This is a genomic window from Pseudomonas congelans (genome assembly GCF_900103225.1).
Classification (GTDB): domain Bacteria; phylum Pseudomonadota; class Gammaproteobacteria; order Pseudomonadales; family Pseudomonadaceae; genus Aquipseudomonas; species Aquipseudomonas congelans.
Genome location: NZ_FNJH01000008.1, coordinates 121,832 through 146,035 on the forward strand (window position 1 = coordinate 121,832; position 24,204 = coordinate 146,035).

Sequence of the window (24,204 nt, forward strand, 5' to 3'; positions counted from 1 at the left end):
GCCGTGTCGACCGCCACTCCCCCCGCCCTGCAGGCGTAAAACTTTGAAAACAGCTTCTGTTAGGAATCACCGATACCCTGCCAACAAGGCTCAATAAGCCTTGCGTGGGTACGGGCGATTTCTGGATGAGCGTCCCGGACACCCATTTGGGACCACTGATGAGGGTTAATACTGTGCTTGAAGCCTACCGTAAACATATCGAAGAGCGTGCCGCCCAGGGCATCGTGCCCCAGCCGCTTAACGCCGAACAAACTGCAGGCCTGGTCGAGCTGCTGAAGAATCCCCCGGCTGGCGAAGAAGCTTTCCTTGTCGATCTGATCACCAATCGCGTTCCGCCAGGCGTTGACGAAGCTGCCTACGTCAAGGCCGGTTTCCTGTCTGCCCTGGCCAAGGGCGAAGCCACTTCTCCCCTGATCGACAAAAAACGCGCCACCGAACTGCTCGGCACCATGCAGGGTGGCTACAACATCGTCACCCTGGTTGAACTGCTCGACGACGCCACCCTCGCGCCGGTCGCTGCCGAACAACTCAAGCACACCCTGCTGATGTTCGACGCCTTCCACGACGTGGCGGAAAAAGCCAAGAACGGCAATGCCCACGCCAAGGCTGTCCTGCAGTCCTGGGCTGATGGCGAGTGGTTCAAGAAGCGCCCGACACTGGCCGACAAGATCAGCCTGCGCGTCTTCAAGGTCACCGGCGAAACCAACACCGACGACCTGTCCCCTGCCCCTGATGCCTGGTCGCGTCCAGACATCCCGCTGCACGCACTGGCCATGCTGAAAATGGCCCGTGAAGGCATCGTTCCTGACGTTCAGGGCTCCATCGGCCCGATGAAGCAGATCGAAGAAATGCGCGGTCAGGGCTTCCCGATTGCCTACGTCGGTGACGTGGTCGGTACGGGTTCATCGCGTAAATCGGCAACCAACTCGGTACTCTGGTTCTTCGGCGACGACGTCCCTTACGTCCCGAACAAGCGTGCCGGCGGTTTCTGCTTCGGCAGCAAAATTGCTCCGATCTTCTACAACACCATGGAAGATGCCGGCGCTCTGCCAATCGAATTCGATGTCTCGAACATCAACATGGGTGACGTGATCGACGTCTATCCCTACGCCGGCAAGGTCTGCAAGCACGACAGCGACGAAGTCATCACCACCTTCGAAATGAAGACTCCGGTACTGCTCGACGAGGTCCGCGCTGGCGGCCGTATTCCACTGATCATTGGCCGTGGCCTGACCAGCAAGGCTCGCGCCGAACTGGGCCTGCCGGAGTTCGACCTGTTCAAGACCCCTGACCAGCCAGCCGAAAGCACCAAGGGCTATACCCTTGCGCAGAAGATGGTCGGCAAGGCGTGCGGCGTAGCAGGCGTTCGTCCGGGCACCTACTGCGAACCGAAGATGACCACTGTCGGCTCCCAGGACACCACTGGCCCGATGACTCGCGACGAACTGAAAGACCTGGCGTGCCTGGGCTTCTCGACCGACCTGGTCATGCAGTCGTTCTGCCACACCGCGGCCTATCCGAAGCCTATCGACGTCAAGACGCATCACACGCTGCCTGACTTCATCATGACCCGTGGCGGCGTTTCCCTGCGTCCGGGCGACGGCATCATCCACAGCTGGCTGAACCGCATGCTGCTGCCGGACACCGTCGGCACCGGTGGCGACTCGCACACCCGCTTCCCGATCGGCATCTCCTTCCCGGCCGGTTCCGGTCTGGTCGCGTTCGCTGCTGCAACGGGCGTCATGCCGCTGGACATGCCTGAATCGATCCTGGTTCGCTTCAAGGGCAAGATGCAACCCGGCATCACCCTGCGCGATCTGGTTCACGCCATTCCTTACTACGCAATTCAGGCTGGCCTGCTGACCGTAGAGAAGAAAGGCAAGAAGAACGCGTTCTCCGGTCGCATCCTGGAGATCGAAGGCCTCGACAACCTGAGCATCGAACAGGCTTTCGAGCTGTCTGACGCCTCTGCCGAACGTTCGGCTGCCGGTTGCACCATCAAGCTGGCCAAAGAGCCAATCATCGAATACCTGAATTCGAACATCACCCTGCTGCGCTGGATGATCGAACAGGGCTACGGTGATCCTCGCACCCTGGAGCGTCGTGCTCAGGCGATGGAAGCCTGGGTTGCCAACCCGGAGCTGCTGGAAGCCGACAAGGATGCCGAATACGCCGAAATCATCGAAATCGATCTGGCCGACGTCAAAGAGCCTGTGCTCTGCGCGCCGAACGACCCGGACGATGCACGCCTGCTGTCTTCGGTACAGGGCGAGAAGATCGACGAAGTGTTCATCGGTTCCTGCATGACCAACATCGGCCACTTCCGCGCTGCGGGCAAGTTGCTGGATCAGGTCAAGGGCCAGCTGCCTACGCGTCTGTGGCTGTCGCCGCCTACCAAGATGGACGCTCACCAGCTGACCGAAGAAGGCTACTACGGCATCTACGGCAAGGCTGGCGCACGTATGGAAATGCCGGGCTGCTCGCTGTGCATGGGTAACCAGGCACGCGTGGAACCGAACTCGACCGTGGTGTCGACGTCGACCCGTAACTTCCCGAACCGTCTGGGTGACGGCGCGAACGTCTACCTGGCCTCGGCCGAGCTGGCGTCCGTTGCTTCGATTCTGGGTCGCCTGCCGACCGTTGAAGAGTATATGGGTTACGCCAACCAGATCGACACCATGGCAGCGGACGTGTACCGCTACCTGAGCTTCGATCAGATCGCCGAGTTCCGTGAAGCCGCTGCGAACGCCAACATCCCGGCCGTTCAAGTCTAAGCACGAAAGCTAGCAGCAAAAGAACCCCATCCTCGTGATGGGGTTTTTTTTGCCCTCACTCGACCTCGTACATATATTTTTCACATTCACATGGCTATAGTGGCGGCCCTTGTTGGGGAGTAGCCTGCTCTTGACTCCGGTCACAGAGCGTTCGTATCAACATTCTCGGCAGCATGCCGTGGTGCGAACACCTTCTGGTTGGCGAGACCAACGATGCATCCATGCCTAAAGTCGGGCGTGTGGCTGCGTCGTTGACTCATAGCCCGACTGGATATAACCGTGAACCCGATTTCCCTCCTCTTTCTCGCGCTTGCCATGTCCACGGACGCTTTTGCTGCGGCCCTTGGTAAAGGAGCAAGCCTGCATAAACCGCGCTTTCTCGAAGCGTTGCGCACGGGCCTCATATTCGGCGCCATCGAAACCATCACTCCGGTCATCGGCTGGGGCATCGGCCAAGTGGCTGCGCGTTTTGCCGAGAGCTGGGACCACTGGATCGCCTTCACGCTGTTGCTGGTGCTCGGCCTGCACATGATCTACAACGGCATCAAGCACGACGATGACGAAGAGCAGGAAAAGCCGGGGCAGCATTCTTTCTGGATTCTCGCCGTCACCGCATTTGCCACCAGTATCGATGCACTGGCGGTCGGCGTAGGTCTGGCATTTGTCGACGTCAATATCGTGGTTGCCGCCCTGGCCATTGGCCTCGCGACTACTGTCATGGTCACTATCGGCGTGATGCTGGGCCGGGTACTGGGTTCGATGGTCGGCAAACGCGCTGAAATCGTTGGCGGTATCGTGTTGATCGTGGTGGGTGCGACGATTCTTTACGAGCACCTGTCGGCGGCGCAGTAATCGGCTGATCGAACGTATCAGGCAGGCACAAAAAAACCCGCATCTTTCGATGCGGGTTTTTTATGGGTACAGCCTTTTACAGCACGCTTACACGGTAATGCCCTGCCCGCTCATGGCCAGGTCCAGCAGCTCGCGGTTGGCAACGGCGTACATCGCGTAATCCGTGCCGCTTGCCGCACGCAGCTCGACCAGCATGGCACGCCAGCGCTCGACCATCAGCGTGTGCTGTTCCAGCCACAGGGCCAGACGCGCGTCGATTTCCGAAGGACCATCGGCCATCTGCAGAACCGATACGGTGATCGCCCGCTGTTGCCAGTCGACATCGTCACGGAACGCTTCACGCGCCAGAGCCTGCCAGTTGTTTTCCACCGGCAGACTGCTGATCTGCTGCAGGTACCAGGTAATGTCCAGCGCGCTGCCGACGGCGAAGTACGCCTTGGCGACGTCGGCAGCGTTCTGCCCGGTGACGTCGGAGGCTTCGATGATCGGCAACAGCGTATACAGATGCGTCGTACCGGCGACCATGCGCGCCAGCAATTCCGGCACACCGGCTTCGACATAGGCCTGATAACGCGTCTGCCAGATCTCGCGGGTAGGCCCTTCCAGCAGTTCGTCAAGCTTGAGACCCAGTGCGGCGAGGTGCGGACCGAAGTGCGCCACATCACGGCCAGCGTCCAGCTCGTTGCGACGGCTACGCAGGAACCAGCGCGTTGCACGACGCCCCAGACGCATCAGCTCATCCATCAATGCCAGCTGGATTTCGGCCGAAACCTTGTAATCCAGTGCCTCTATCTGACGGAACCAGTGCGGCAGGTGGAAGATGTCACGCACGATCACGTAGGCGCCGGCCACCGCCGCAGCGCTCATGCCGGTCGACTCCTTGAGCCGCTGCACGAAGGTGATGCCCATGTGGTTGACCAGATCGTTGGCGATCTGCGTGCTGACGATCTCGCGCTTCAGGCGATGGCCGCGCATGGCCGTGGAAAACTTGGCACTCAGCGAAGGCGGGAACGCGGTTTCCATATCGCGCGCCAGATAATCGTCATCCGGCACACGGGATTCCAGCAACGCTTCCTTGAGATCGATCTTGCTGTACGAGATCAACACCGACAGCTCGGCACGACTCAAGCCCTGCTTGGCCGCAATCCGCTCGGCAATCTGCTCTTCGGCAGGCAGGAACTCGATAGCGCGATCAAGCTTGCCACGCGCCTCCAGGTCACTCATCAGGCGCTTGTATTCGGCAATCCGCTCGTAAGCGCGACGTGCTGCCAGCGACAACGCCTGGGTCTGCTTGTAGTTGTTGCCCAGCACCAGGTGGCCCACTTCGTCGGTCATGCTTTCGAGCAACTGATTGCGCTGCTTCTCGGTCATGTCACCGGCCTGCACCACTTCGTTGAGCAGGATCTTGATGTTCACTTCGTGGTCGGAGCAGTCCACACCGCCCGCGTTGTCGATGAAGTCGGTGTTGGTCGCGCCGCCATTAAGGCCGAACTCGACACGGCCCAGTTGGGTCATGCCCAGGTTGCCGCCCTCGCCCACCACCTTGCAACGCAGCTCGTTGCCGTCGACGCGCAGCGCATCGTTGGCCTTGTCGCCGACATCCGCGTGCGACTCTTCGCTGGACTTCACGTACGTGCCGATACCGCCGTTCCACAACAGATCGACCGGCGCCTTGAGCAAGGCGTGCAGCAGTTCGGTCGGGGTCAGCTTGTCGGCCTTGATGTCGAAGCGCGCCTTCATCTGTTCGGTGATGGCGATACTTTTCAGGCTGCGCGGGAAAATCCCGCCGCCAGCAGACATGATGCTGGTGTCATAGTCGGTCCAGGACGAGCGCGGCAGATTGAACAGGCGCTGACGCTCTGCAAAGCTGGTGGCCGGGTCCGGATTCGGATCGATGAAGATGTGCAGGTGGTTGAACGCTGCGACCAGCTGCAACTTGTCAGACATCAGCAGGCCGTTGCCGAACACGTCACCGGCCATGTCGCCGATACCGATCACGCTGATGCTGTCCTGCTGCACATTGATGTCGCGTTCGCGGAAGTGACGCTGCACGCCCACCCATGCGCCTTTGGCGGTGATGCCCATCTTCTTGTGGTCGTAACCGGCAGAACCACCGGAAGCGAAAGCATCACCCAGCCAGAAGCCGTAGTCGATGGCAATGCCGTTGGCGATGTCCGAGAACGTCGCGGTGCCTTTGTCGGCAGCCACCACCAGATACGGGTCATCGTCGTCATGACGCACCACGTTGACCGGCGGCACCAGCGCGCCTTCCTTGAGGTTGTCAGTGATGTCCAGCAGCCCGGAGATGAAGATGCGGTAGCAGGCAATTGCCTCGGCCTGCACCTCGTCGCGGTTGCCGGTGGTCGGCAGGCGACGCGGCACGAAGCCGCCCTTGGCACCTACCGGCACAATGACCGAGTTCTTCACCTGCTGGGCTTTTACCAGACCCAGCACTTCGGTACGGAAGTCTTCCTCGCGGTCCGACCAGCGCAGGCCGCCACGCGCCACGTTGCCGAAACGCAGATGCACGCCCTCGACACGCGGTGAGTAGACGAAAATTTCAAACTTGGGCACCGGCTTGGGCAGCTCGGGGATCAGGCGCGGGTTGAACTTGAAGCTGAAATAGCTCTTGCTCTGCCCGTTGGCATCGGCCTGATAGAAGTTGGTCCGCAGGGTGGCCTTGATCAGGTCCAGATAGCGACGCAGGATGCGGTCTTCATTGAGCACCTGCACGTCATCCAGCGCAGTCAGAATCGCTTGTTCCAAACGCAACTGCTTGTCGTCGAGATCGTCGGAACCCAGCTTGCGCGCCAGATAGAAACGGGTCTTGAACAGGCGCGTCAGCTCGCGGGCGATGTCGGTGTGGTTGTTCAGTGTGGTGGCGATGTAACCCAGGTCAAAGCCCAGACGAATCTGCTTCAGATAGCGTGCATAGGCACGCAGCAGCGCCACGTCGCGCCACGGCAGGCCGGCGGTGAGTACCAGACGGTTGAACGCATCGTTTTCGGCATCACCGCGCACGATGTGCACGAACGCATCCTGCAGGGTGTCATTGAGCTGCTGAATATCGAGGTTCAGACCTTCGCCGTAGGTGAAGGCGAAATCGTGAATCCAGAACTCGCGGCCATTGGCATGATGCAGGCGGTACGGGAACTCGCCCAGCACGCGCAGGCCGAGGTTTTCCAGAATCGGCAACACATCGGACAGCGCCAGCGGTGTATCGGCGTGATACAGCTTGCAATGCAATTGCTGGCGGCCACCGGCCAGTGGCTGGTAGAAGCTCATCACCAGCGGATTGGCTTCGCTGAGGCTCAGTACGTGCTGCATGTCGACGACTGCCGAATGCGCCGCAAAGCGCTCGCGGTAGCCGGCCGGGAAGCCTTTCGGGAAGTCGGCCAGCACGTTGGTGCCCTGGGCTTCACCGAAGCTTTCGACCACCAGACTGGCGTAGTCGTCCTTCCACGAACGGCACGCCTGAATAACTTCGTTTTCCAGCTGGGCGACGTCGATTTCCAGGTTGATCTTCGGGTCCACGCGCAGAATCAACTGCACCCGCGCCAGCACCGATTCAGAGAAGAACGTCCAGAATTCGCAATCGCTGGCCTTGAGGCGATCCATCAGGACCTGCTGGATCTTCTGGCGTACTTCGGTGGAGTACACGTCGCGCGGCACATAGGCCAGGCAGTAGCAGAAACGGCCGTACGGGTCCTTGCGCAGGAACACGCGAATCTTGTTGCGCTCCTGGATCTGCACGATCGACATGACCGTGGTGAACAGTTCGTCCACCGGAGTCTGGAACAGGTCGTCACGTGGCAGCACTTCGACCACCTGCGCCAGTTCCTTGCCCAGGTGCGCCTTGGCGTCGAAACCGGAGCGGCGCTCGACCTCGGCGACCTTGCGACGGATGTACGGAATCTGCCGCACGCTTTCGCCATACACCGACGAGGTGTACAGGCCCATGAAGCGACATTCCTTGATGACCTTGCCCGACGCGTCGATCTGCCGGATCGAAACGTAATCCGGGTACGCCGGACGGTGTACGCGGCTTGGGTGCGCCGCCTTGGCAAACGACAGCAGCACCGGTTCCTGCAGGTATTTCACCGCGTAATCTTCGATGTGCAGTTCTTCGCGGGTCAGGCCAGGGCGCAGCAGTCGGGTCAGCCCCAGGAAAGACGACTCGTCGTAGACCAACTGGCCGCCTTCGGCGTCGTTGCGCACTTCGAATTCTTCGTAGCCCAGGAAGGTGAAGTGGTTGTCCACCAGCCATTGCAGGAAGACCTTGATCTCGGCCTTTTCCTCGACGTCGGTGTTGGACTCGTTGGCATCGATACTGGCCAGCAGCTCGTGCAGACGCGCTTTCATCGGCCCGAAATCTTCGACGGCAGCGCGCACTTCGCCAAGCACCTGCTCCAGCTCGCGCGCCAGCACGTTCAACTCGCTGACATTGGCGCAGCGGTCGATCTCCAGGTACATCAGCGATTCCTGCAGCACGTCTTCGCCGGTGGTGCCCTTGGGCAGCATCTCGAGCAATTCGCCAGCAGCGCCGCGACGCACACTCAGTACGGTGGTTTGCAGGGTATGGATGCTGTAGCCGCGGCGGTTCAGCTCGGTACGTACGGAGTCGACCAGAAACGGCAGGTCGTGATGCAGCACTTCAACGGCAGTATGAGTCGATTGCCAGCCGTGGCGCTCGTAATCGGGGTTGTAGACACGGACCTGCGGGTGAGCATGTTCGAAACGCTCCAGCAGGCGCCACGCGGACAAGGTGCAGCCTGCCAGGTCGGAAAGCCGCCGCTGGGTGAGCTCGTCGAGGGAAATGATGCCGAAGAATTGCTCGGCAAACAGCGCCACTTGTGGCAGTGCCTGTTCGCTGATGTGCTGAGCCAGTGCCGCTTGCAGTTGATGCTGGAAGTCGGCCTTGCTGGCTGCGGTGAAGAACGCCATCTGTGGTACTCCGCTTTGGCTTTTATTGGGGAGGCTTGAAGAAGGTGTTGAAACCGGTGTGCCCTTGCATTCAATCGCGCGGGCATAACCTGATCGAGTGTAAAGCTAAAGTAGTAACGCGCGCTGTGTCAGGGTAGTCACATTTGTATATCGCGGTGAAAAAACGCTGCGCGCACCCGACACCGTACACCACTCGTCTGTCATGCAGCTTAACGAGAGCTGAGCGCACACTGCTTACGAGGCTGCGACATATTCGGTCATCAGGTCGCGATACACTGCGCACGATGGTGCCAATATCGCCCGACAATATTTACCCGGGACTGGCAAAATCCCCTCACGCCTCACCTGGACAGACCCGGAGCCAACCATGCAAATCAAGACCGCCAGCCTCATCGCCAACCCGTGCGACGACGAATACGACGATATGGCACTGCTCTGCTGCCACGCAGAAAACGGCATGCTGTTTTCCCTGACGCGTTTCCCGGACGAGAACGAAGTGGAAATCACCATCAGCGACGACAAGTCACTGAATGTGTCCAGCCTGAAGGTCACCTTCAGTGCCGAGCGCCTGTTGGTGGAAATCGACCCGCAGGACGCCAGGCAGCTCGATGGCCACCATCAGTATGAAATTCTCCACGCCACCGATGCAGGCGAGTTGCACGACGTGCACCAGACGTTACAGATCATTCTCGAAAACGTCGGTGAGTACAGCAGCACAATCAACTGACGGGGAAAAAGCGCTAGAGTGAGCACTTCGCCGAACAGGAGTGTGTCATGAACCGCATTTTCGACGCCCACTGCCACATCATCGATCCGCATTTCCCGCTGATCGCCAATAACGGCTATCTGCCGGAGCCGTTCGGTGTCAGTGACTACCTTGCGACGGTCAAGCCTCTGGGCGTTCAGGGCGGCGCCGTTGTGTCGGGCTCCTTTCAGGGCTTTGACCAGGGTTATCTGCTTCAGGCACTACGCCTGCTGGGACCGGGCTTCGTCGGTGTCACGCAACTGCCCGCCAGCGTCACCGATGCAGAGCTGGACACCCTGAATACGGCAGGCGTGCGCGCCTTGCGCTTCAACCTCAAGCGCGGCGGCTCGGAGCAGCTCGACCAGTTGGAGGAACTGGCCGTGCGTGTCCATGAACACGCAGGCTGGCACTCGGAGCTGTACATCGACTCGCGGGAACTGGCGCACATCGAAACACGTCTGCGCAAACTCCCGGCCCTCAGCATCGACCACCTGGGGCTGAGTGCCGAAGGGCTGCCCGTGGTCCTGCGCCTTGCGGAGCGCGGCGTACGGATCAAGGCCTGTGGTTTCGGGCGCGTGGACTTTCCGGTGCGTGAGGCGCTCAGGGATATCCATGCCGCCAACCCGAATGCCCTGATGTTCGGCACCGACCTGCCATCGACCCGCGCACCCCGCCCATTCCGGCCCGACGATATCGAACTGTTGATCGACGCACTGGGCGAAAGCGGCGCTGGTCAGGCGCTGTGGGATAACGCGGCGAGCTTCTATCGAATCTGACGCTGCGGCTTCGACGAACAGAGCCAATCGCCCTACATGAACACCTATTGATCATGTAGGACAATGCCAGCATAAATGACAGGCACTTCTCTAAATGCAATAAAAAACGCGGGAGTCGTTAGTCGATACCTGCCTGGATGGATTAAAGTATCGCCCCCAGCTCAGCAGTCACCAGACACAGCTGTTCACCCTGCCAGGAACCGTCACCGATGGAACATCGTGAAGCGCTGATTGCGCTGCGAACTTTTCTCTCAACGCAGATCCTTGGCCAGGAAAAGCTGATCGAACGCCTGCTCATCGCCCTGCTTGCCGACGGCCACATGCTGGTCGAAGGCGCTCCCGGCCTGGCCAAGACCAAGGCGATCAAGGAGCTGGCAGAAGGTATCGAAGCCCAGTTCCACCGCATTCAGTTCACCCCCGACCTGCTGCCTGCCGACATCACCGGTACGGAAATCTATCGCCCGGAAACCGGCAGTTTCGTGTTCCAGCAGGGGCCGATCTTCCACAACCTGGTACTGGCCGACGAAATCAACCGTGCGCCGGCCAAGGTCCAGTCGGCGCTGCTCGAAGCCATGGCCGAACGGCAGGTCAGTGTCGGGCGCAGCACCTATGACCTGTCGCCGCTGTTTCTGGTCATGGCGACCCAGAACCCTATCGAGCAGGAAGGCACCTACCCGCTGCCCGAAGCCCAGCTCGACCGCTTTCTGATGCACGTCAAGATCGGCTTCCCGGATGCCGCCGTCGAACGCAAGATCCTTCAACAGGCGCGTGGCGAAGCCCTGAATGGCGAAACCAAACCGGAGCGCCGCGTCAGCCAGCAGGCGATCTTCGCTGCACGCAAGGAAATCCTTGGCCTGTACATGGCCGATGCGGTCGAGGAATACCTGGTGCAACTGGTCATGGCCACCCGCACCCCGGCCAAGTTCGATCCGGAACTGGCCGAATGGATTGCCTACGGTGCCAGCCCACGAGGCTCCATTTCACTGGACCGCTGCGCCCGTGCACATGCCTGGCTGGCCGGACGCGACTTCGTCAGCCCCGAAGACATTCAGGCGGTGCTGTTCGATGTGCTGCGCCACCGGGTCATCCTGTCGTTCGAGGCCGAAGCTGCCGGTATCGATCAGGATCGCGTGATTCAGCGTATCCTCGACGTCGTGGCCGTCGCCTGACCCCATGCAACCCTACCTGATCCCCCAGCCGGGCATCCGCGTCAGCCTCAGCGAGCTGATCGAGATGCGTCATCGGGTGCGGGAAGTGCAGCTGTTTTCGACCCCCAGCCAACGCAGCCCGCTGATCGGCCTGCACCATTCCAAGCTGCGCGGTCGTGGCGTGGACTTCGATCAGGTGCGGGTCTATCAGGCCGGAGACGACGTGCGCAGCATCGACTGGCGCGTGACGGCACGCACGCAGGAGCCGCACACCAAGCTGTTCCATGAGGAACGCGAGCGGCCCATCTTCATTCTGGTGGAGCAGAGCCGACGGCTGTTCTTCGGCTCCGGCCTGATGTTCAAGTCGGTACTCGCGGCTCAGGCGGCCGCGTTGATCGGCTGGGCGGCGCTGGAACACAATGACCGGGTCGGCGGGCTGGTATTTGGCGATAACGAACACTACGAGATCAAGCCGCGACGCAGCAAACAAAGCCTGTTGCAGCTGCTCAACCGCCTGGTGCGGGTCAATCAGTCGCTGCATACCGAGATTCCGCCAGACCGCGATGCGTTCGGCACTGCGCTGCGTCGCGCCCGGGAAGTGCTTCGTCCCGGCAGTCTGGTCATCGTCCTGTGCGACGAGCGCGCCCTGTCCGATGCCGCGGAACAACAACTGAGCCTGCTGTCGCGGCACAGCGACCTGCTGTTGCTGCCGCTGTCCGACCCACTGGACCGCGCCCTGCCCGCTGCCGGTCTGCTGCGCTTTGCCGAACGCGGCGCGCAACTGGAGATCGACACCCTCAACCCAGAACTGCGCCGCGCCTATCGGCAACAGGGCGAGGAGCGCACGGCGCGTTGGGAGTTGCTGGCGCAGAAGCTGCGGGTATTGCTCATGCCGTTGAGCACCCAGGCGGAGCTCGTCGAACAACTTCGCGAATATCTCAATGCGCGTCGTCCGGTGAAGCGCAAATGAATCCGCTGGATCAGCTGGAGCCGCTGATTGCGCCCGAAGCCGTCGGCTTCTGGCCTCTTGCGCCGGGCTGGTGGCTGCTGCTGGTGCTGCTCCCCGTGGCTGGCTGGGGGCTGTGGCGCTTGCGCAAACTGCTGCCGGCCAAGGCCCGCAAAGTGCGCAGTGAACAACCGCTGGACCCGGTTCGCCTCGCCGCGCTGGCGGAACTGGCCAGCCTGCCGAAACCCTATGACGGCGCGCCGGCCGGTGCCTGGCTGCAGCAGATCAACGGCCTGCTCAAACGTCTGTGCCGTAACCATTACCCGCACAGCCAGAGCCATACCCTCAACGGCCGCAAATGGCTGGCGTTCCTCGACAACCGCTGCCCGGCTGCCGGTCTGACGCGCTGGATGATTCTGGTCGAAGGCGCTTACAAGCCCGAGTGCAAACTGGACGACAAGGCCATCAGCGGCCTGACTCAAGCGGTCGATACCTGGATCCGCAAACATGTTTGAGTTCGTCTGGCCGTGGGTGTTCGCCCTGCTGCCATTGCCGTGGCTGATGCGCGCCCTGCTGCCCATGGCCGACAGCGGCGAGCCCGCGCTCAAGGTCAGCTTTCTCAGTGAACTCGAAGGCCTGAGCGGTCGCCGCGCCAAAGCCAATCTGCCGGTCTGGAGACAACGTGCACCGTTTTTGTTGATCTGGCTGTTGCTGCTGATCGCCACAGCGCGACCGCAGTGGCTGGGCGAGCCACTGCCAGTCGCCGCCAGTGGCCGCGACCTGCTGGTGGCGGTCGACGTGTCCGGCTCTATGGACTACCCGGATATGCAATGGAAAAGTGACGAGGTCAGCCGGCTGGTGCTGGTGCAACAACTGCTCGGTGACTTCCTCGAGGACCGCAAGGGTGACAGGGTCGGTCTGATCCTGTTCGGCACCCAGGCGTTTGTCCAGGCGCCACTTACTTATGACCGCCGCACCGTACGTATCTGGCTCGACGAGGCCAGGATAGGCATTGCAGGCAAGAACACTGCACTGGGCGATGCCATCGGCCTGGCCCTGAAACGCCTGCGCCTGCGCCCGGCCACCAGCCGCGTGCTGGTGCTGGTCACTGACGGCGCCAACAACGCCGGTCAGATCGATCCGATCACCGCCGCGCGGCTGGCGGCCGAAGAAGGCGTGAAAATCTACCCCATCGGCATCGGCTCGGACCCGGACAAGGACGCGCTGCAAAGCGTGCTTGGCCTCAACCCCAGCCTTGATCTGGACGAACCGACGCTCAAGGAAATCGCCAGCCTCAGCGGTGGCCAGTATTTCCGCGCGCGCGATGGCGACCAGCTGGAAAAGATCCGCGCCACCCTCGATGCCCTGGAGCCGGTTGCACAGCAGCCCACCCAGGCGCGCCCGGCACAAGCGCTTTATCAATGGCCACTGGCGACGGCTCTGCTGTTGAGTGTGCTACTGGTGCTGCGTGAGTTGTGGCCGAACAACGCACTGCAACGCCTGCTGACGATGGTGCGGTCCATCAACTGGCGCGAGCGCTGCAAAAGCCTGTGGAGGTCGCGATGATCAGCGCGCTCTGGCCGCACTGGTTTCGCCCGGAATGGCTGCTGATCACGCCCTTGCTGGCGCTGCTGATCTGGCGACTCTGGCATCGGCAGAAACGCGCCGGACGCTGGCAAATGCTGCTGCCCGTTCACTTTCATGAGGTGTTGCTCAACGGTGGGCGCGGCAGCAACAGCAAGCTGCCATGGGTCGCGCTGGGGCTCGCCTGGTTGCTGGCCCTTTTTGCATTGCTGGGCCCCAGCTGGCAGCGCGTCGAACAGATCAGCCAGAAACCGGTCGATCCGTTGGTGGTGATTCTCGAACTCACCCCGCAGATGCTCGCCACCGATACGCCCCCTACCCGTCTGGAACAGGCAAGACGCAAGCTGCTGGACCTGTTGCAAAAGCGCAGCGACGCGCAGACCGCGATCGTCGTCTACGCAGGCAGCGCACATACCCTGGTGCCGCTGTCCGATGACCTGGTCACCAGCCACAATCTGCTGGAAGCCATCAGACCGTCGATCATGCCGGTGACCGGCCAGCGTGCTGATCTGGCCGTGCAGAAAGCGCTGCACCTGCTCAAACAGGGCGCATTGGGTCAGGGGCGGATTCTGTTGATCACCTCGTCGCTCAGCGAACAGGAACGTCAGGGCATCCGTGCCGTATTGCGCGGGCAATCGCCACCGCTGCTCATCCTCGGAGTCGGCACGGCGGAAGGCGCGCCGGTCACGCAGGAGAACGGCAGCCTGCTCAAGGACGACCAGGGTGCGATTCTGGTGCCGCGTCTGGACAGCACCAGCCTCAACGAATTCGCCGATCAGGTCGGTGGCAGCTATCGTCAGGCACGCGGTGATGAAGAAGACTTGCGCAGCCTCGGTCTGCTGGCCAGCCCTCGACACATGAGCCGCGACGGACAGGTCGTCCAGCTCGACACCTGGGCTGATCAGGGCCACTGGTTGCTGTTGCCGCTGCTGTTGATCGCGGCACTGGCCGGCCGGCGTGGCTGGCTGTTCTGCCTGCCATTGATGTTCATGTTTCCGCAGAACAGCCAGGCGTTCGAGTTTCAGGACCTGTGGCTGCGTCCCGATCAACAGGGCCAGCGGCTGCTGGAACAGCATCGGCCAGCCGAGGCCGCGCAACGCTTCGAAGACTCGCGCTGGAAAGGCGTGGCGTTGTACCAGGCGGAAGACTACGCCAGCGCCGCCCGGCAGTTTGCCGAAGGCAACAGCGCCGCCGACCACTACAATCGCGGCAATGCCCTGGCTCGCAGCGGCGAACTGGCAGCGGCACTGGATGCCTACGAGCAGGCCCTGGACCGCCAGCCCGACTTCCCTGCGGCGCAAACCAATCGGGCGCTGGTGCAAAGCCTGCTGGATCAGGCCGGCGAGCAGAAGCCTGCTCAGGACGAACAGAACAAGGCCGATCAGGGCGAAGAAGGTCAGCAGGCGTCGCAAGACCCCAATAGCAGCGCATCGCCAGCCGAGCAGAATCCGTCCCGATCGGATCAACCCGGCACCAGCGAAAGCCTGCCGCCGGACACCAGCGGCCAGGCCACCTCGGGCGAGTCGACGGACGACGAACAGACCACCCGCCCGCCGCAACAGTCCGCCGACAGCCCCATGACCGGCGAGCGGCGTCAGGAACTGGAGCAGTGGCTGAGGCAGATTCCGGATGACCCGGGCGAACTGTTGCGGCGCAAATTTCGCTACGAACAGCAACATCAGGAAAAGACCCGATGAGTCGCGTGTACACCTTATTGACCGGCCTGCTGCTGAGCCTGGTCACCTTGTCGCTGCAGGCTGCGCAACTGACCGCCAGCGTTGACCGCACGCGCCTCAACGCCGGGGAAACCGTCGAGCTGACCCTGGAAACCGACGATGTGACGCAGTTCGGCAAGCCGGACATGAGCGCGCTGGAAAGCAGTTTCGAGGTGCGTGACACGCGTCAGCTCAACAGCCTGAAAACCCTGGACGGCAGCAGTCAGGCCACGACGCGCTGGATCGTGACCCTGCTGCCTCGCGAAACCGGAAGCGTGTTGATTCCGTCGCTGCAACTGGGCGAGCTGAAAAGCCAGCCGCTGACCCTGCAGGTCATGCAGAGCGAGCCCCAGGAGCAGGGCAACCATCTGGCGTCGATCTTTATCGAAGCGAGCCTGGATCAGGACAGCGTGTATGTTCAGGCGCAGGCCGTGCTGACCCTGCGCGTCTACCATTCGGTATCGCTGTTCGACGACAGCAGCTTGAGCCCCCTGCAAGTACCGGACGCACGGGTCGAAAAGCTCGGCGACTCGCGCACCTACGAAAAGCTGATCAACGGCGTACGCCACGGGGTGATCGAGACACGCTACGCGATCTACCCGCAGCAGAGCGGCGTGCTCAAGATACCGGCGCAAGTGTTCAGCGCCACGCTGGTGCAGACGCCTGCCGAGGGTTCGCAAGCCCAGGACGCCAATCCTTTCGGGCCGCAGCCGGGCCGATCGGTGCGGGTCAAGTCCGCCGAAGTGCCGTTGACCGTCAAGCCCAAGCCTGCCGACTACCCGGCCGATGTCGCCTGGCTGCCGGCACGCAGTATCAACCTGGAAGAAAACTGGAGCCCGGAGCCCGGCACTACGCAGGTCGGCGATTCGCTGACCCGTACCCTGACGCTCAAGGCCGAAGGGCTGGCGGGCGCGCAGCTGCCCCCCCTGCCGCCCACAGAAGTACCCGGTCTGCGGCGTTATCCGGATCAGCCACAACTGCGCAACCTGCCCAGCGAACGCGGCCTGATCGGCACGCGCGAGGAACGCGAGGCTCTGGTGCCCGCCCGCGCCGGCGCAATCGACCTGCCTGCGGTTGAAGTGACCTGGTGGAATACCCGCGAAGATCATCTGGAGCACAGCAGCCTGCCCGCACGCACCCTGCAGATCAGCAGCAACCCCGGTCTGGCGGTGGATACACCGGTGAACAATGACATGGGCGGCGTGACCGTGATCGGCCCGCCAGTCTGGCCGTGGCAGATGAGCACATTGCTGCTGGTCTGCACCACCCTGCTCGGTTTCGGCTTGTGGTGGCGCGCCCGTGGACAGCCGGCAATCGCCCGGGCCGTGCAGACCGGGCCCAGCCCGCGTACGGTACTGGATGACCTCAAACGCGCCTGCCTGGCCAACGACCCGCAGGGCACGCGTCAGGCACTCGACGCCTGGGCACGCCAGCAGCCGGAAACCCTGGCCGAAATGGCTGCGCGCTTCGTGCCGCTGTCCGATGCCCTGGATGGTCTCAACGGTGCGCTTTACAGCGAAACCGGCAAGCTGTGGCTGGGCGAGGACCTCTGGCGCGCGGTGCGCAAGCTGCCCGCCGCCGAACATATTCAGGACCCGGCAGGTGATGCCGGGTTGCCGCCGTTGTATCCCAAATAAGGATGCAGCTCGGGCAACACCCCTATACGACAAGGTAAACCAATGCGTCTGTTTCACACCTCTGACTGGCACCTGGGTCAGAACCTGCACGGCCAGGAGCGGGATTTCGAACACGGCTGCTTTCTGACCTGGCTGCTGGCCCGTCTGGCCGACCGTAAACCGGATGTACTGTTGATCGCGGGCGACATCTTCGACACCGTCAACCCGCCGGTCAAAGCGCAGGAACGCCTGTACGACTTCATCGTCAACGCCCATGAGCAGCAGCCGCTGCTGACCATCGTGATGATCGCGGGCAACCATGACTCCGGCTCGCGCATCGAGCTCCCCGCCCCCCTGATGCGCCGCTTGCGTACTCACGCGCTGGGCAGGGTGATGTGGCTGGACGACGGCGTGCTGGATGCCGAACGCCTGCTGCTGCCATTGCCGGACGCCAATGGCGACATCAAGGCCTGGTGCCTGGCGCTGCCCTTCCTGCGTCCCGCCGAAGTCACCGGCCCGACCCTGGGCGATGACTACCTGCGTGGCATCGGCCGGGTTCATGAGCTGCTGATCGCAGCGGCTGACCTCAAGCGCCAGCCGGGTCAGGCATTGATCGCCATCAGTCACGCCCACATGGCAGGCGGCTCGGTCTCGGAAGACTCCGAGCGCAGCCTGATCATCGGCAACGCCGAAGCGCTGCCGGCCAGCCTGTTCGGGCCAAGCATCACCTATGTTGCGCTGGGCCACCTGCACAAACCGCAGCGGGTCAACGGCGAAGAGCGCATTCGCTACAGCGGCTCGCCGATTCCGCTGTCCTTTTCGGAAATCAGCTACCAGCACCAGATTCTCGAGATCAATTGCGACGGTGAGACGCTGACCAGTGTCGAGCCGTTGCTGATCCCTCGTGCCGTCAACCTGCAACGCCTCGGGCCTGCGCCATTGGCCGACCTGCTGGTACAACTCAAGGCGCTGCCGGACATCGACCTGCTCGCCGACCCGGATCGCCAGCCTTGGCTGGAAGTGCGCGTGCGTCTGGATGAACCCCAGCCGGACCTGCGCAACCAGATCGAAAACGCACTTCAAGGCAAGGCCGTGCGGCTGGTGCGCATCGGTGCCGAATACGCCGGCAAAGGCAGCGCGGACGGCAGCGAGGGTGACGCCACGCTGATCGAACTGGACCAGCTCACGCCTCAGGAACTGTTCAGCCGTGCCTGGCAGGACAACTTCGGCAGCGAGGTCGACGAACAGACGCTGACCGACTTCGCCACGCTGCTGCGTGAAGTCCAGCAGGAGAGCGAGCAGCCATGAAAATCCTCGCCATCCGCCTGAAAAACCTGGCCTCGCTGGCCGGCCCCTTTGAAATCGATTTCACTGCCGAGCCGCTGGCCAGCGCCGGACTGTTTGCCATCACCGGCCCTACCGGCGCGGGCAAAAGCACCCTGCTCGATGCCTTGTGCCTGGCGCTGTTCGGGGCGATTCCGCGGCTGAGTAACATCGGCCAGTCCAAGGTCCCGGACATCGACGGCGACATCACCACCAGCGACCCGCGTACCCTGCTGCGCCGTGGTACGGGCAGCGGTTACGCCGAGGTGGACTTCATCGGCATCGATCAGCGGCGTTATCGTGCGCGCTGGGAAACCAATCGCGCGCGCGACAATGCCACCAAAAAACTGCAGGCCAGTCGTCAGACCCTGACTGATCTGGACAGCGAGCAAATCCTCAGCAACCAGAGCAAACGCGAATTCGAGCAACTGATCGAAAACCGCCTGGGCCTGAATTTCGAACAGTTCACCCGCGCCGTGATGCTCGCCCAGAGCGAGTTCAGCGCGTTCCTCAAGGCGGATGACAAGGAGCGCAGCGAGCTGCTGGAGAAGCTGACCAATACCGCGATCTACAGTCAGCTCGGTCGACGCGCCTACAGCAAGAGCAAGGAAGCCGAAGACGCCCTGAAAACCCTGACCGCGCAGGCCAGCAACATCATCCCGCTGGCCCCGGAACTGCTGGCTGAACTGGAGCAGCGCCTGAGCGATGCGCAGCAGCAGCTCAAGGCCCATCAGACACAGCAACGGCAACTGGAAATCAAACAGCAGTGGCTGACCGAGCTGCACCGTCTGCGTGACGAACAGCTCGCGGCCCAGGAGGCACTGAACAGTGCGCAACAGGCCTGGGACGACCACAGCGGTGCACGTCAGACCCTCGGCCAGCTGGAACGCCTGGGCCCGCAGCGCCATCGTTTCGCGCGTCGGGTCACGCTGAACGCCCAGCTTGAACCTTTGGCTGAACAGATTCGCCAGCATCAGCAACAACAGACCTCGCTGCACGAACAGCAGCAACAGCTGGAAAGCCGCCGCAGTCAGGCGCAGACCAGCCTGCTGGAAGCCCAGCAAACCCACAGCAGCGCGAAACCGCTGCTGCTGCAGGCTTTCGAGGCACAGAACACCCTGAATCACCTGGCCCAGGAACTGGCCAAGGCGTCCGACCTGCACCAGCACAGCGAGCAGCTCTGCATCCAGGGCCAGACCAGCCTGCAAACCCTGCTTGATCAGCAACAACAGGTAGCGCAACGTCTGGAGCGTATTACCGAGCAACTGCATCACAGCAGCGAACTGGCGCCGCTGGCCCAGGCCTGGAACGCGTGGCGTGACCGCCTGAAATCCCTCACCCTGATCGCCAATCGCCTCAAGCACGGGCACAGCGAGCTGCCGGCACTGCAGCAACGTGCCAGCACTGCCGATCAGCAACTGACCGAGCAACGCAGCGCGCTGGAGTTGCTGTACCGCGAAGCCGATTGCGAAGTGGAGGCAGTGACCGAGCAGGTGCAGATTCTCGGCAGCCTGTTGCAGGACAACCGCAAACAGCAACGTGCATTCGAGGAGCTGGCCCGTCTGTGGGCCAGTCAGCAGGACGTCGACCGGCAGCTTGCCGACCTCACACAGCAACAGCAAAGCGCCCAGCAGCAACGCGAACAGCTCAACAGCGAAGGCATCCGCGTTCGTGATGAACTGACCGTCGCCGAGCAGACCCTGAGCGTCACCCGGCAACTGCTGGAGCGCCAGCGCTTGGCCCGCAGCGCCAGTGTCGAGGAGTTGCGCGTGCAGTTGCAGGACGACCAGCCCTGCCCGGTCTGCGGCAGCATCGAACACCCCTGGCATCAGCCGGAGGCGCTGCTCGAAAGCCTCACGCAACACGACGACAACGAGCAGGCCAGCGCGCAGAAAGCCGTGGACCTGCTGACCGAGCAACGCAATCAGTTGCGCGAGCAGGTTGGCGGCGTGATCGCCCGGCAGAAAGAGCTGCTGCGCCAGCACGAGCAGCTCACCGCGCGCCATCAGGCTTTGGCACCGGACCTGGAGTCACATCCCCTCGCCGCCCAGTTGCTCGACCGCGACGCCGACAAGCGCGACGGCTGGTTGAGCCAGCAGTTGAGTCAACTGAGCGAAGTCATCAGCCGTGACGAGCAACGTCAGCAAGCCTTGCTGACCCTGCAAAAAGACGCTGCGCGCCTGCAGCAGCAGCTTCAGGTGGCGACCGAAGCCAGCCAGACCGCTGCGGGCCATGTTGCCGAGCAGCTCAAGCAACTGGAGACCGACGGGCAGCGACTGGAAGAAGAACTGACGGCATTCACGCCGCTGGTATCGCCCCAGGTGCTTGAAGGGCTGCGCAGCGATGCATCGGCAACCGTGCTGCGGCTTGAACAGCAGGTGACCCAGCGTCTCGATCAGCTGGAGCAGCAACATGAAGAGCAGCAGGAGCAAACCGAGCGCCAGCAGAAGATCGAGAAGCAGCAGGTCGAGCAACAGACTCGCCTGCACCGCCAGACCGAACTGGCGCAGGAAGTCACCCGGCTCGGCGAGCAACAGCAGACCAGTCAGCAGACGCTTGCAGGTCTGCTGGGCGACCACGCCAGCGCAGAGCAGTGGCAGCAGGCGCTGGAGCAGACCATCGAGCAGGCCAGACAGGCGGAAAGTCTGGCGGCGCAGGCTCTGCAGGACATCCACAATCAGCTGATTCAACTGGCTGCCGAGCTCAAGTCCGGACAGCAACAACAGCAGTCCCTGCAACAGGAACTGGCTGAACTTGACGTGCAGATCAGCGAATGGCGTGCTCAGCATCCGCAGCTGGACGATAGCGCCCTGGACACCTTGCTGACCTACGACGACGCGCATGTCGAGCAACTGCGTGCGCAATTGAGCAGCACCGACAAGGCGCTGGAGCAGGCAAAAGTGTTGCTGCAGGAGCGCGATCAGCGCCTGCAACAGCATCAGGCGCAACACAGTGACCTGACCGACAGTGCGCAACTGGCGGCAGCGCTGCAACAGGCCCATGAACAGTCGGCGCTCAGTGAGCAGCACTGCGCCGACTTGCGTGCCGAGCTCAGTGAAGACCAGCGTCGCCGCAACGCCAACAGCGAACTGCAGGCGCGCATCGCCGATGCCAACAGCGAATACCTGCGCTGGGCACGTCTGGCGTCGTTGATCGGCTCGGCAGAAGGCGACAGGTTTCGCAAAATCGCCCAGGCCTACAACCTTGATCTGCTGGTCCATCATGCCAATGCACAGCTCAGGCAACTGGTGCGCCGCTACCGCCTGAAACGCGGCGGCAGCATGCTCGGCCTGCTGGTCATGGACACGGAAATGGGCGACGAACTGCGCTCGGTTCACTCGCTGTCCGGCGGGGAAACCTTCCTTGTCTCGCTGGCACTGGCGCTGGGCCTCGCCTCCATGGCGTCCAGCACCTTGCGCATCGAGTCACTGTTCATCGACGAAGGCTTCGGCAGCCTCGATCCGGAGTCGCTGCAACTGGCGATGGACGCCCTCGACGGCTTGCAGGCGCAGGGTCGCAAGGTCGGCGTGATTTCCCACGTGCAGGAAATGCACGAACGAATCCCGGTGCAGATCAAGGTGCGTCGTCAGGGCAATGGATTGAGCACCATCGAAGTGGGTCACTGAGAGACCTGTGACGCGGGACGTGAGGCACGGCAGTTGGTTATCGCTCCTCACGCTCCGCGTGGGAATGCCGTTCTGGACGCTCTGCGTCCGCTCTTGAATGTTGTGCCATCAGCGCTTTCGCGAACAGGCTCGCCTGACAGTCTCCGCATGGTCTGCCACGCATTGGGCAGTGGTCGCAGGACCTGTGTGGGCGAACATGCTCGCGAAAGCGTGACGGCTATGAATCATTGAGCGGATTTGTGATCCAGCGCTGCGTAGAAATTAGCGCTCTGTTGCAGGTATTTGCTGGTGTAGGTCGAAGTGTAGGTCTGAGCGGCGTGAGCTTTCTTGTCGTTCACTTCGACGCTGGCGCTGGCCGGAAGAGCGACGCTTGCCGAGATAGCAGATGCAGCGATGATGGAGAAAAGATTGAAATTCATGTCGGTCACCCCTCTTGTCTGTCTTTACGCTGGTTTGAAGTCCTGACCGTTATGGCCGTGACTCAAACTTACGCCCGAGGGTGGTTCAGCAGAAATCTTTTGTAGCACTAACCCATATCATCAAGAATGATAACGTCTCCAGCCCTTGTATCGCGCGGGCTGGAGCCGGGGCGGCTTACTTATCGGTCAGAAAACGCAGATAAGACGGTGCATCTGCATCAAATTTCTGTACCGTTTCACCGATCTTCCCGCTCTGCGGATCACGGCGCACGGTCACGATCTGGTTGCTCTTCTGATTGGCGAACAGCATGAACTTGCCGCTCGGATCAAACGCGAACTCGCGTGGCTCCTTGCCTTCCAGGGAACGCCGCTGAATTTCTTCGAGCTTGCCGCTGGCCTGATCGATCCGGAACACCACGACCTGATTCGCGTCACCACGATTAGTCACGTACAGAAACTTGCCATCCGGTGAAGTGTGCAAGGCGCCACCACCGTTTTTCTCTTCCACGCCCTTGTTCTTCATGTCGACCAGTTGGGTCTGCTTGAAGCCGCCGTCATGGTAGTCGAACACCGCGACCTGGGCGGTCATTTCCAGTACCAGCCAGGCATGCTTGCCGTCGCCGCTGAAAAGCGTATGACGGGGTCCGGAACCGCCCGGCAACTGCACGAACGGCACCTTGGCTGGCTGCAGTGGCTTGGCCTGGCTTGCGTCGTATTGATACACGAACAGCTTGTCAGCGCCCAGGTCGGCAGTCACCACGTACTTGTCATCCGGGGTCGGCACGGCCAGGTGCACATGTGACGACATCTGCCGCTCACTGTTGACCTTGCTTCCAGGCCCCAGCGGCAGCACCTGAACGGCTTCGCTCAACGTGCCATCCTTGCCCACCGGCACCACGGTCAGCGCGCCGCCCGGGTCAGGGTTTACGGCGTAGTTGGCCACGAACAGGTAGCGGCCGTCGTAGCTCAGGCTGGAATGCGTCGGTTCTTCACCGCGGCTTTGAACCTGATTGATCGGCGTGATCTGACGGGTTTTCGGGTCGATCGCGAAGCTGCTGACCTTACCGACCGCGTCTTTTTGTCCAGGGCCGTTTTCATTGACCGCGAACAGATAGCGCTGGTCTCTGGAGACGGTCAGCCACGACGGGTTTTCGGCTTTGACCACTTGCAGCGGCTTGGCGTCGATCATCCCGGTTTTGCTGTCGAAGGCAAAACGATAGATCCCTTCACTCTTTCCTTGCGTGTAGGAACCCATCAGCAATTCAGTATCGGGCATGGCTTGGGCCTGCAGGGTAAATGCGCTCATAGCACTGGCAATCGCCAGCCACGGCAGAAATTTATGGGGCATGGGGGCATCCCTTGTTATCGAAGTTATTGATGCCTGTTACGGCACTGTCGGGGTCTATGACAGCGCCAGCCCGCATTTACTCAATCCTGCGCGGAATCATCTTCATCGGAGGGGGTAAAGGCATCCAGGCAGATGATTCGGTGATCGGCGTTGCCGTCATTGATCACCCAGCTTTGCAGGGACTCATCGAAGGTCGCAGCGTCGACTTGCGCCTTGGTGAAGCGCCATACCTTGCGCTCGCGGCCGTCCATGCATTCGACGTTCAGTTCCTCGCCCAGAGAGAATTCCCAGGCGTGCAGACCGTCGATTTCCAGCATGGTGGTGGTTTCGAGGGCGGCGAGCAGTGTGGTGGGTGTGGTAGTCATGAAATTCATCCGGCCAGCAAAAG

At 61.8% G+C, this 24,204-nt stretch carries 16 protein-coding genes; 12 read left to right on the plus strand and 4 right to left on the minus strand.

The annotated features are described in order from the left end of the window. Window positions 1-173: 173 nt before the first annotated feature. Together acnB and mntP are read left to right on the plus strand one after the other, a co-directional pair. Window positions 174-2,774: a bifunctional aconitate hydratase 2/2-methylisocitrate dehydratase gene (acnB, locus tag BLR20_RS22340; RefSeq protein WP_010435760.1), complete on the plus strand. Its 2,601-nt coding sequence runs from the start codon at window positions 174-176 to the stop codon at window positions 2,772-2,774. A gap of 279 nt (window positions 2,775-3,053) precedes the next feature. Then, window positions 3,054-3,626 carry a manganese efflux pump MntP gene (mntP, locus tag BLR20_RS22345; RefSeq protein ID WP_010435757.1) on the plus strand — a complete coding sequence of 191 codons (573 nt, stop codon included), beginning with the start codon at window positions 3,054-3,056 and terminating at the stop codon, window positions 3,624-3,626. Window positions 3,627-3,713: 87 nt separating this feature from the next. On the opposite strand, the gene BLR20_RS22350 is transcribed toward mntP, so the two are convergent. Next, the gene (locus BLR20_RS22350) at window positions 3,714-8,570 is read right to left on the minus strand and encodes an NAD-glutamate dehydrogenase (protein WP_010435754.1); all 4,857 of its coding nucleotides are present in this window, start codon (window positions 8,568-8,570) and stop codon (window positions 3,714-3,716) included. A 367-nt stretch (window positions 8,571-8,937) separates the two neighbouring features. Between BLR20_RS22350 and BLR20_RS22355 the strand changes: the two genes are divergently transcribed. The 10 genes from BLR20_RS22355 to BLR20_RS22400 all read left to right on the plus strand — a co-directional run bounded on the left by BLR20_RS22355 (window position 8,938) and on the right by BLR20_RS22400 (window position 22,049). Continuing rightward, entirely contained in the window at window positions 8,938-9,297 is a 360-nt protein-coding gene (locus tag BLR20_RS22355; protein ID WP_054992408.1) for a hypothetical protein, read from the plus strand. 47 nt (window positions 9,298-9,344) lie between these two features. Continuing rightward, window positions 9,345-10,091, plus strand: a complete 747-nt coding sequence (locus tag BLR20_RS22360; protein ID WP_054992409.1) for an amidohydrolase family protein — start codon at window positions 9,345-9,347, stop codon at window positions 10,089-10,091. Between the two features lie 209 nt (window positions 10,092-10,300). Next, entirely contained in the window at window positions 10,301-11,260 is a 960-nt protein-coding gene (locus BLR20_RS22365) for an AAA family ATPase (RefSeq protein WP_003342804.1), read from the plus strand. A 4-nt stretch (window positions 11,261-11,264) separates the two neighbouring features. After that, a complete protein-coding gene (locus BLR20_RS22370; RefSeq protein ID WP_003318876.1) occupies window positions 11,265-12,209 on the plus strand; it encodes a DUF58 domain-containing protein in 945 nt (314 codons plus the stop codon). Beyond that, window positions 12,206-12,700, plus strand: coding sequence for a DUF4381 domain-containing protein (locus BLR20_RS22375; protein WP_032614258.1), 495 nt, complete (start codon window positions 12,206-12,208; stop codon window positions 12,698-12,700). The genes BLR20_RS22370 and BLR20_RS22375 overlap by 4 nt, the downstream gene beginning before the upstream one ends. Beyond that, on the plus strand, window positions 12,693-13,751 hold the full coding sequence (locus tag BLR20_RS22380) for a vWA domain-containing protein (protein ID WP_054992410.1): 1,059 nt from the start codon (window positions 12,693-12,695) through the stop codon (window positions 13,749-13,751). Before BLR20_RS22375 ends, BLR20_RS22380 begins: the two co-directional genes overlap by 8 nt. Further along, on the plus strand, window positions 13,748-15,466 hold the full coding sequence (locus BLR20_RS22385; protein ID WP_054992411.1) for a VWA domain-containing protein: 1,719 nt from the start codon (window positions 13,748-13,750) through the stop codon (window positions 15,464-15,466). Before BLR20_RS22380 ends, BLR20_RS22385 begins: the two co-directional genes overlap by 4 nt. Next, a complete protein-coding gene (locus BLR20_RS22390) occupies window positions 15,463-17,121 on the plus strand; it encodes a BatD family protein (RefSeq protein WP_054992412.1) in 1,659 nt (552 codons plus the stop codon). Before BLR20_RS22385 ends, BLR20_RS22390 begins: the two co-directional genes overlap by 4 nt. A gap of 42 nt (window positions 17,122-17,163) precedes the next feature. Beyond that, the gene (locus BLR20_RS22395; protein WP_032614251.1) at window positions 17,164-18,408 is read left to right on the plus strand and encodes an exonuclease SbcCD subunit D C-terminal domain-containing protein; all 1,245 of its coding nucleotides are present in this window, start codon (window positions 17,164-17,166) and stop codon (window positions 18,406-18,408) included. Continuing rightward, entirely contained in the window at window positions 18,405-22,049 is a 3,645-nt protein-coding gene (locus tag BLR20_RS22400) for an AAA family ATPase (protein ID WP_054992413.1), read from the plus strand. Before BLR20_RS22395 ends, BLR20_RS22400 begins: the two co-directional genes overlap by 4 nt. A gap of 224 nt (window positions 22,050-22,273) precedes the next feature. On the opposite strand, the gene BLR20_RS22405 is transcribed toward BLR20_RS22400, so the two are convergent. From BLR20_RS22405 to BLR20_RS22415, 3 genes are all read right to left on the minus strand, one after another. Beyond that, the gene (locus tag BLR20_RS22405; RefSeq protein WP_010435723.1) at window positions 22,274-22,468 is read right to left on the minus strand and encodes a hypothetical protein; all 195 of its coding nucleotides are present in this window, start codon (window positions 22,466-22,468) and stop codon (window positions 22,274-22,276) included. Window positions 22,469-22,643: 175 nt separating this feature from the next. Continuing rightward, window positions 22,644-23,816, minus strand: a complete 1,173-nt coding sequence (locus tag BLR20_RS22410) for a lactonase family protein (protein ID WP_054993560.1) — start codon at window positions 23,814-23,816, stop codon at window positions 22,644-22,646. Between the two features lie 80 nt (window positions 23,817-23,896). Then, window positions 23,897-24,181, minus strand: coding sequence for a DUF5629 family protein (locus tag BLR20_RS22415; RefSeq protein ID WP_010435716.1), 285 nt, complete (start codon window positions 24,179-24,181; stop codon window positions 23,897-23,899). Window positions 24,182-24,204: the final 23 nt, after the last annotated feature.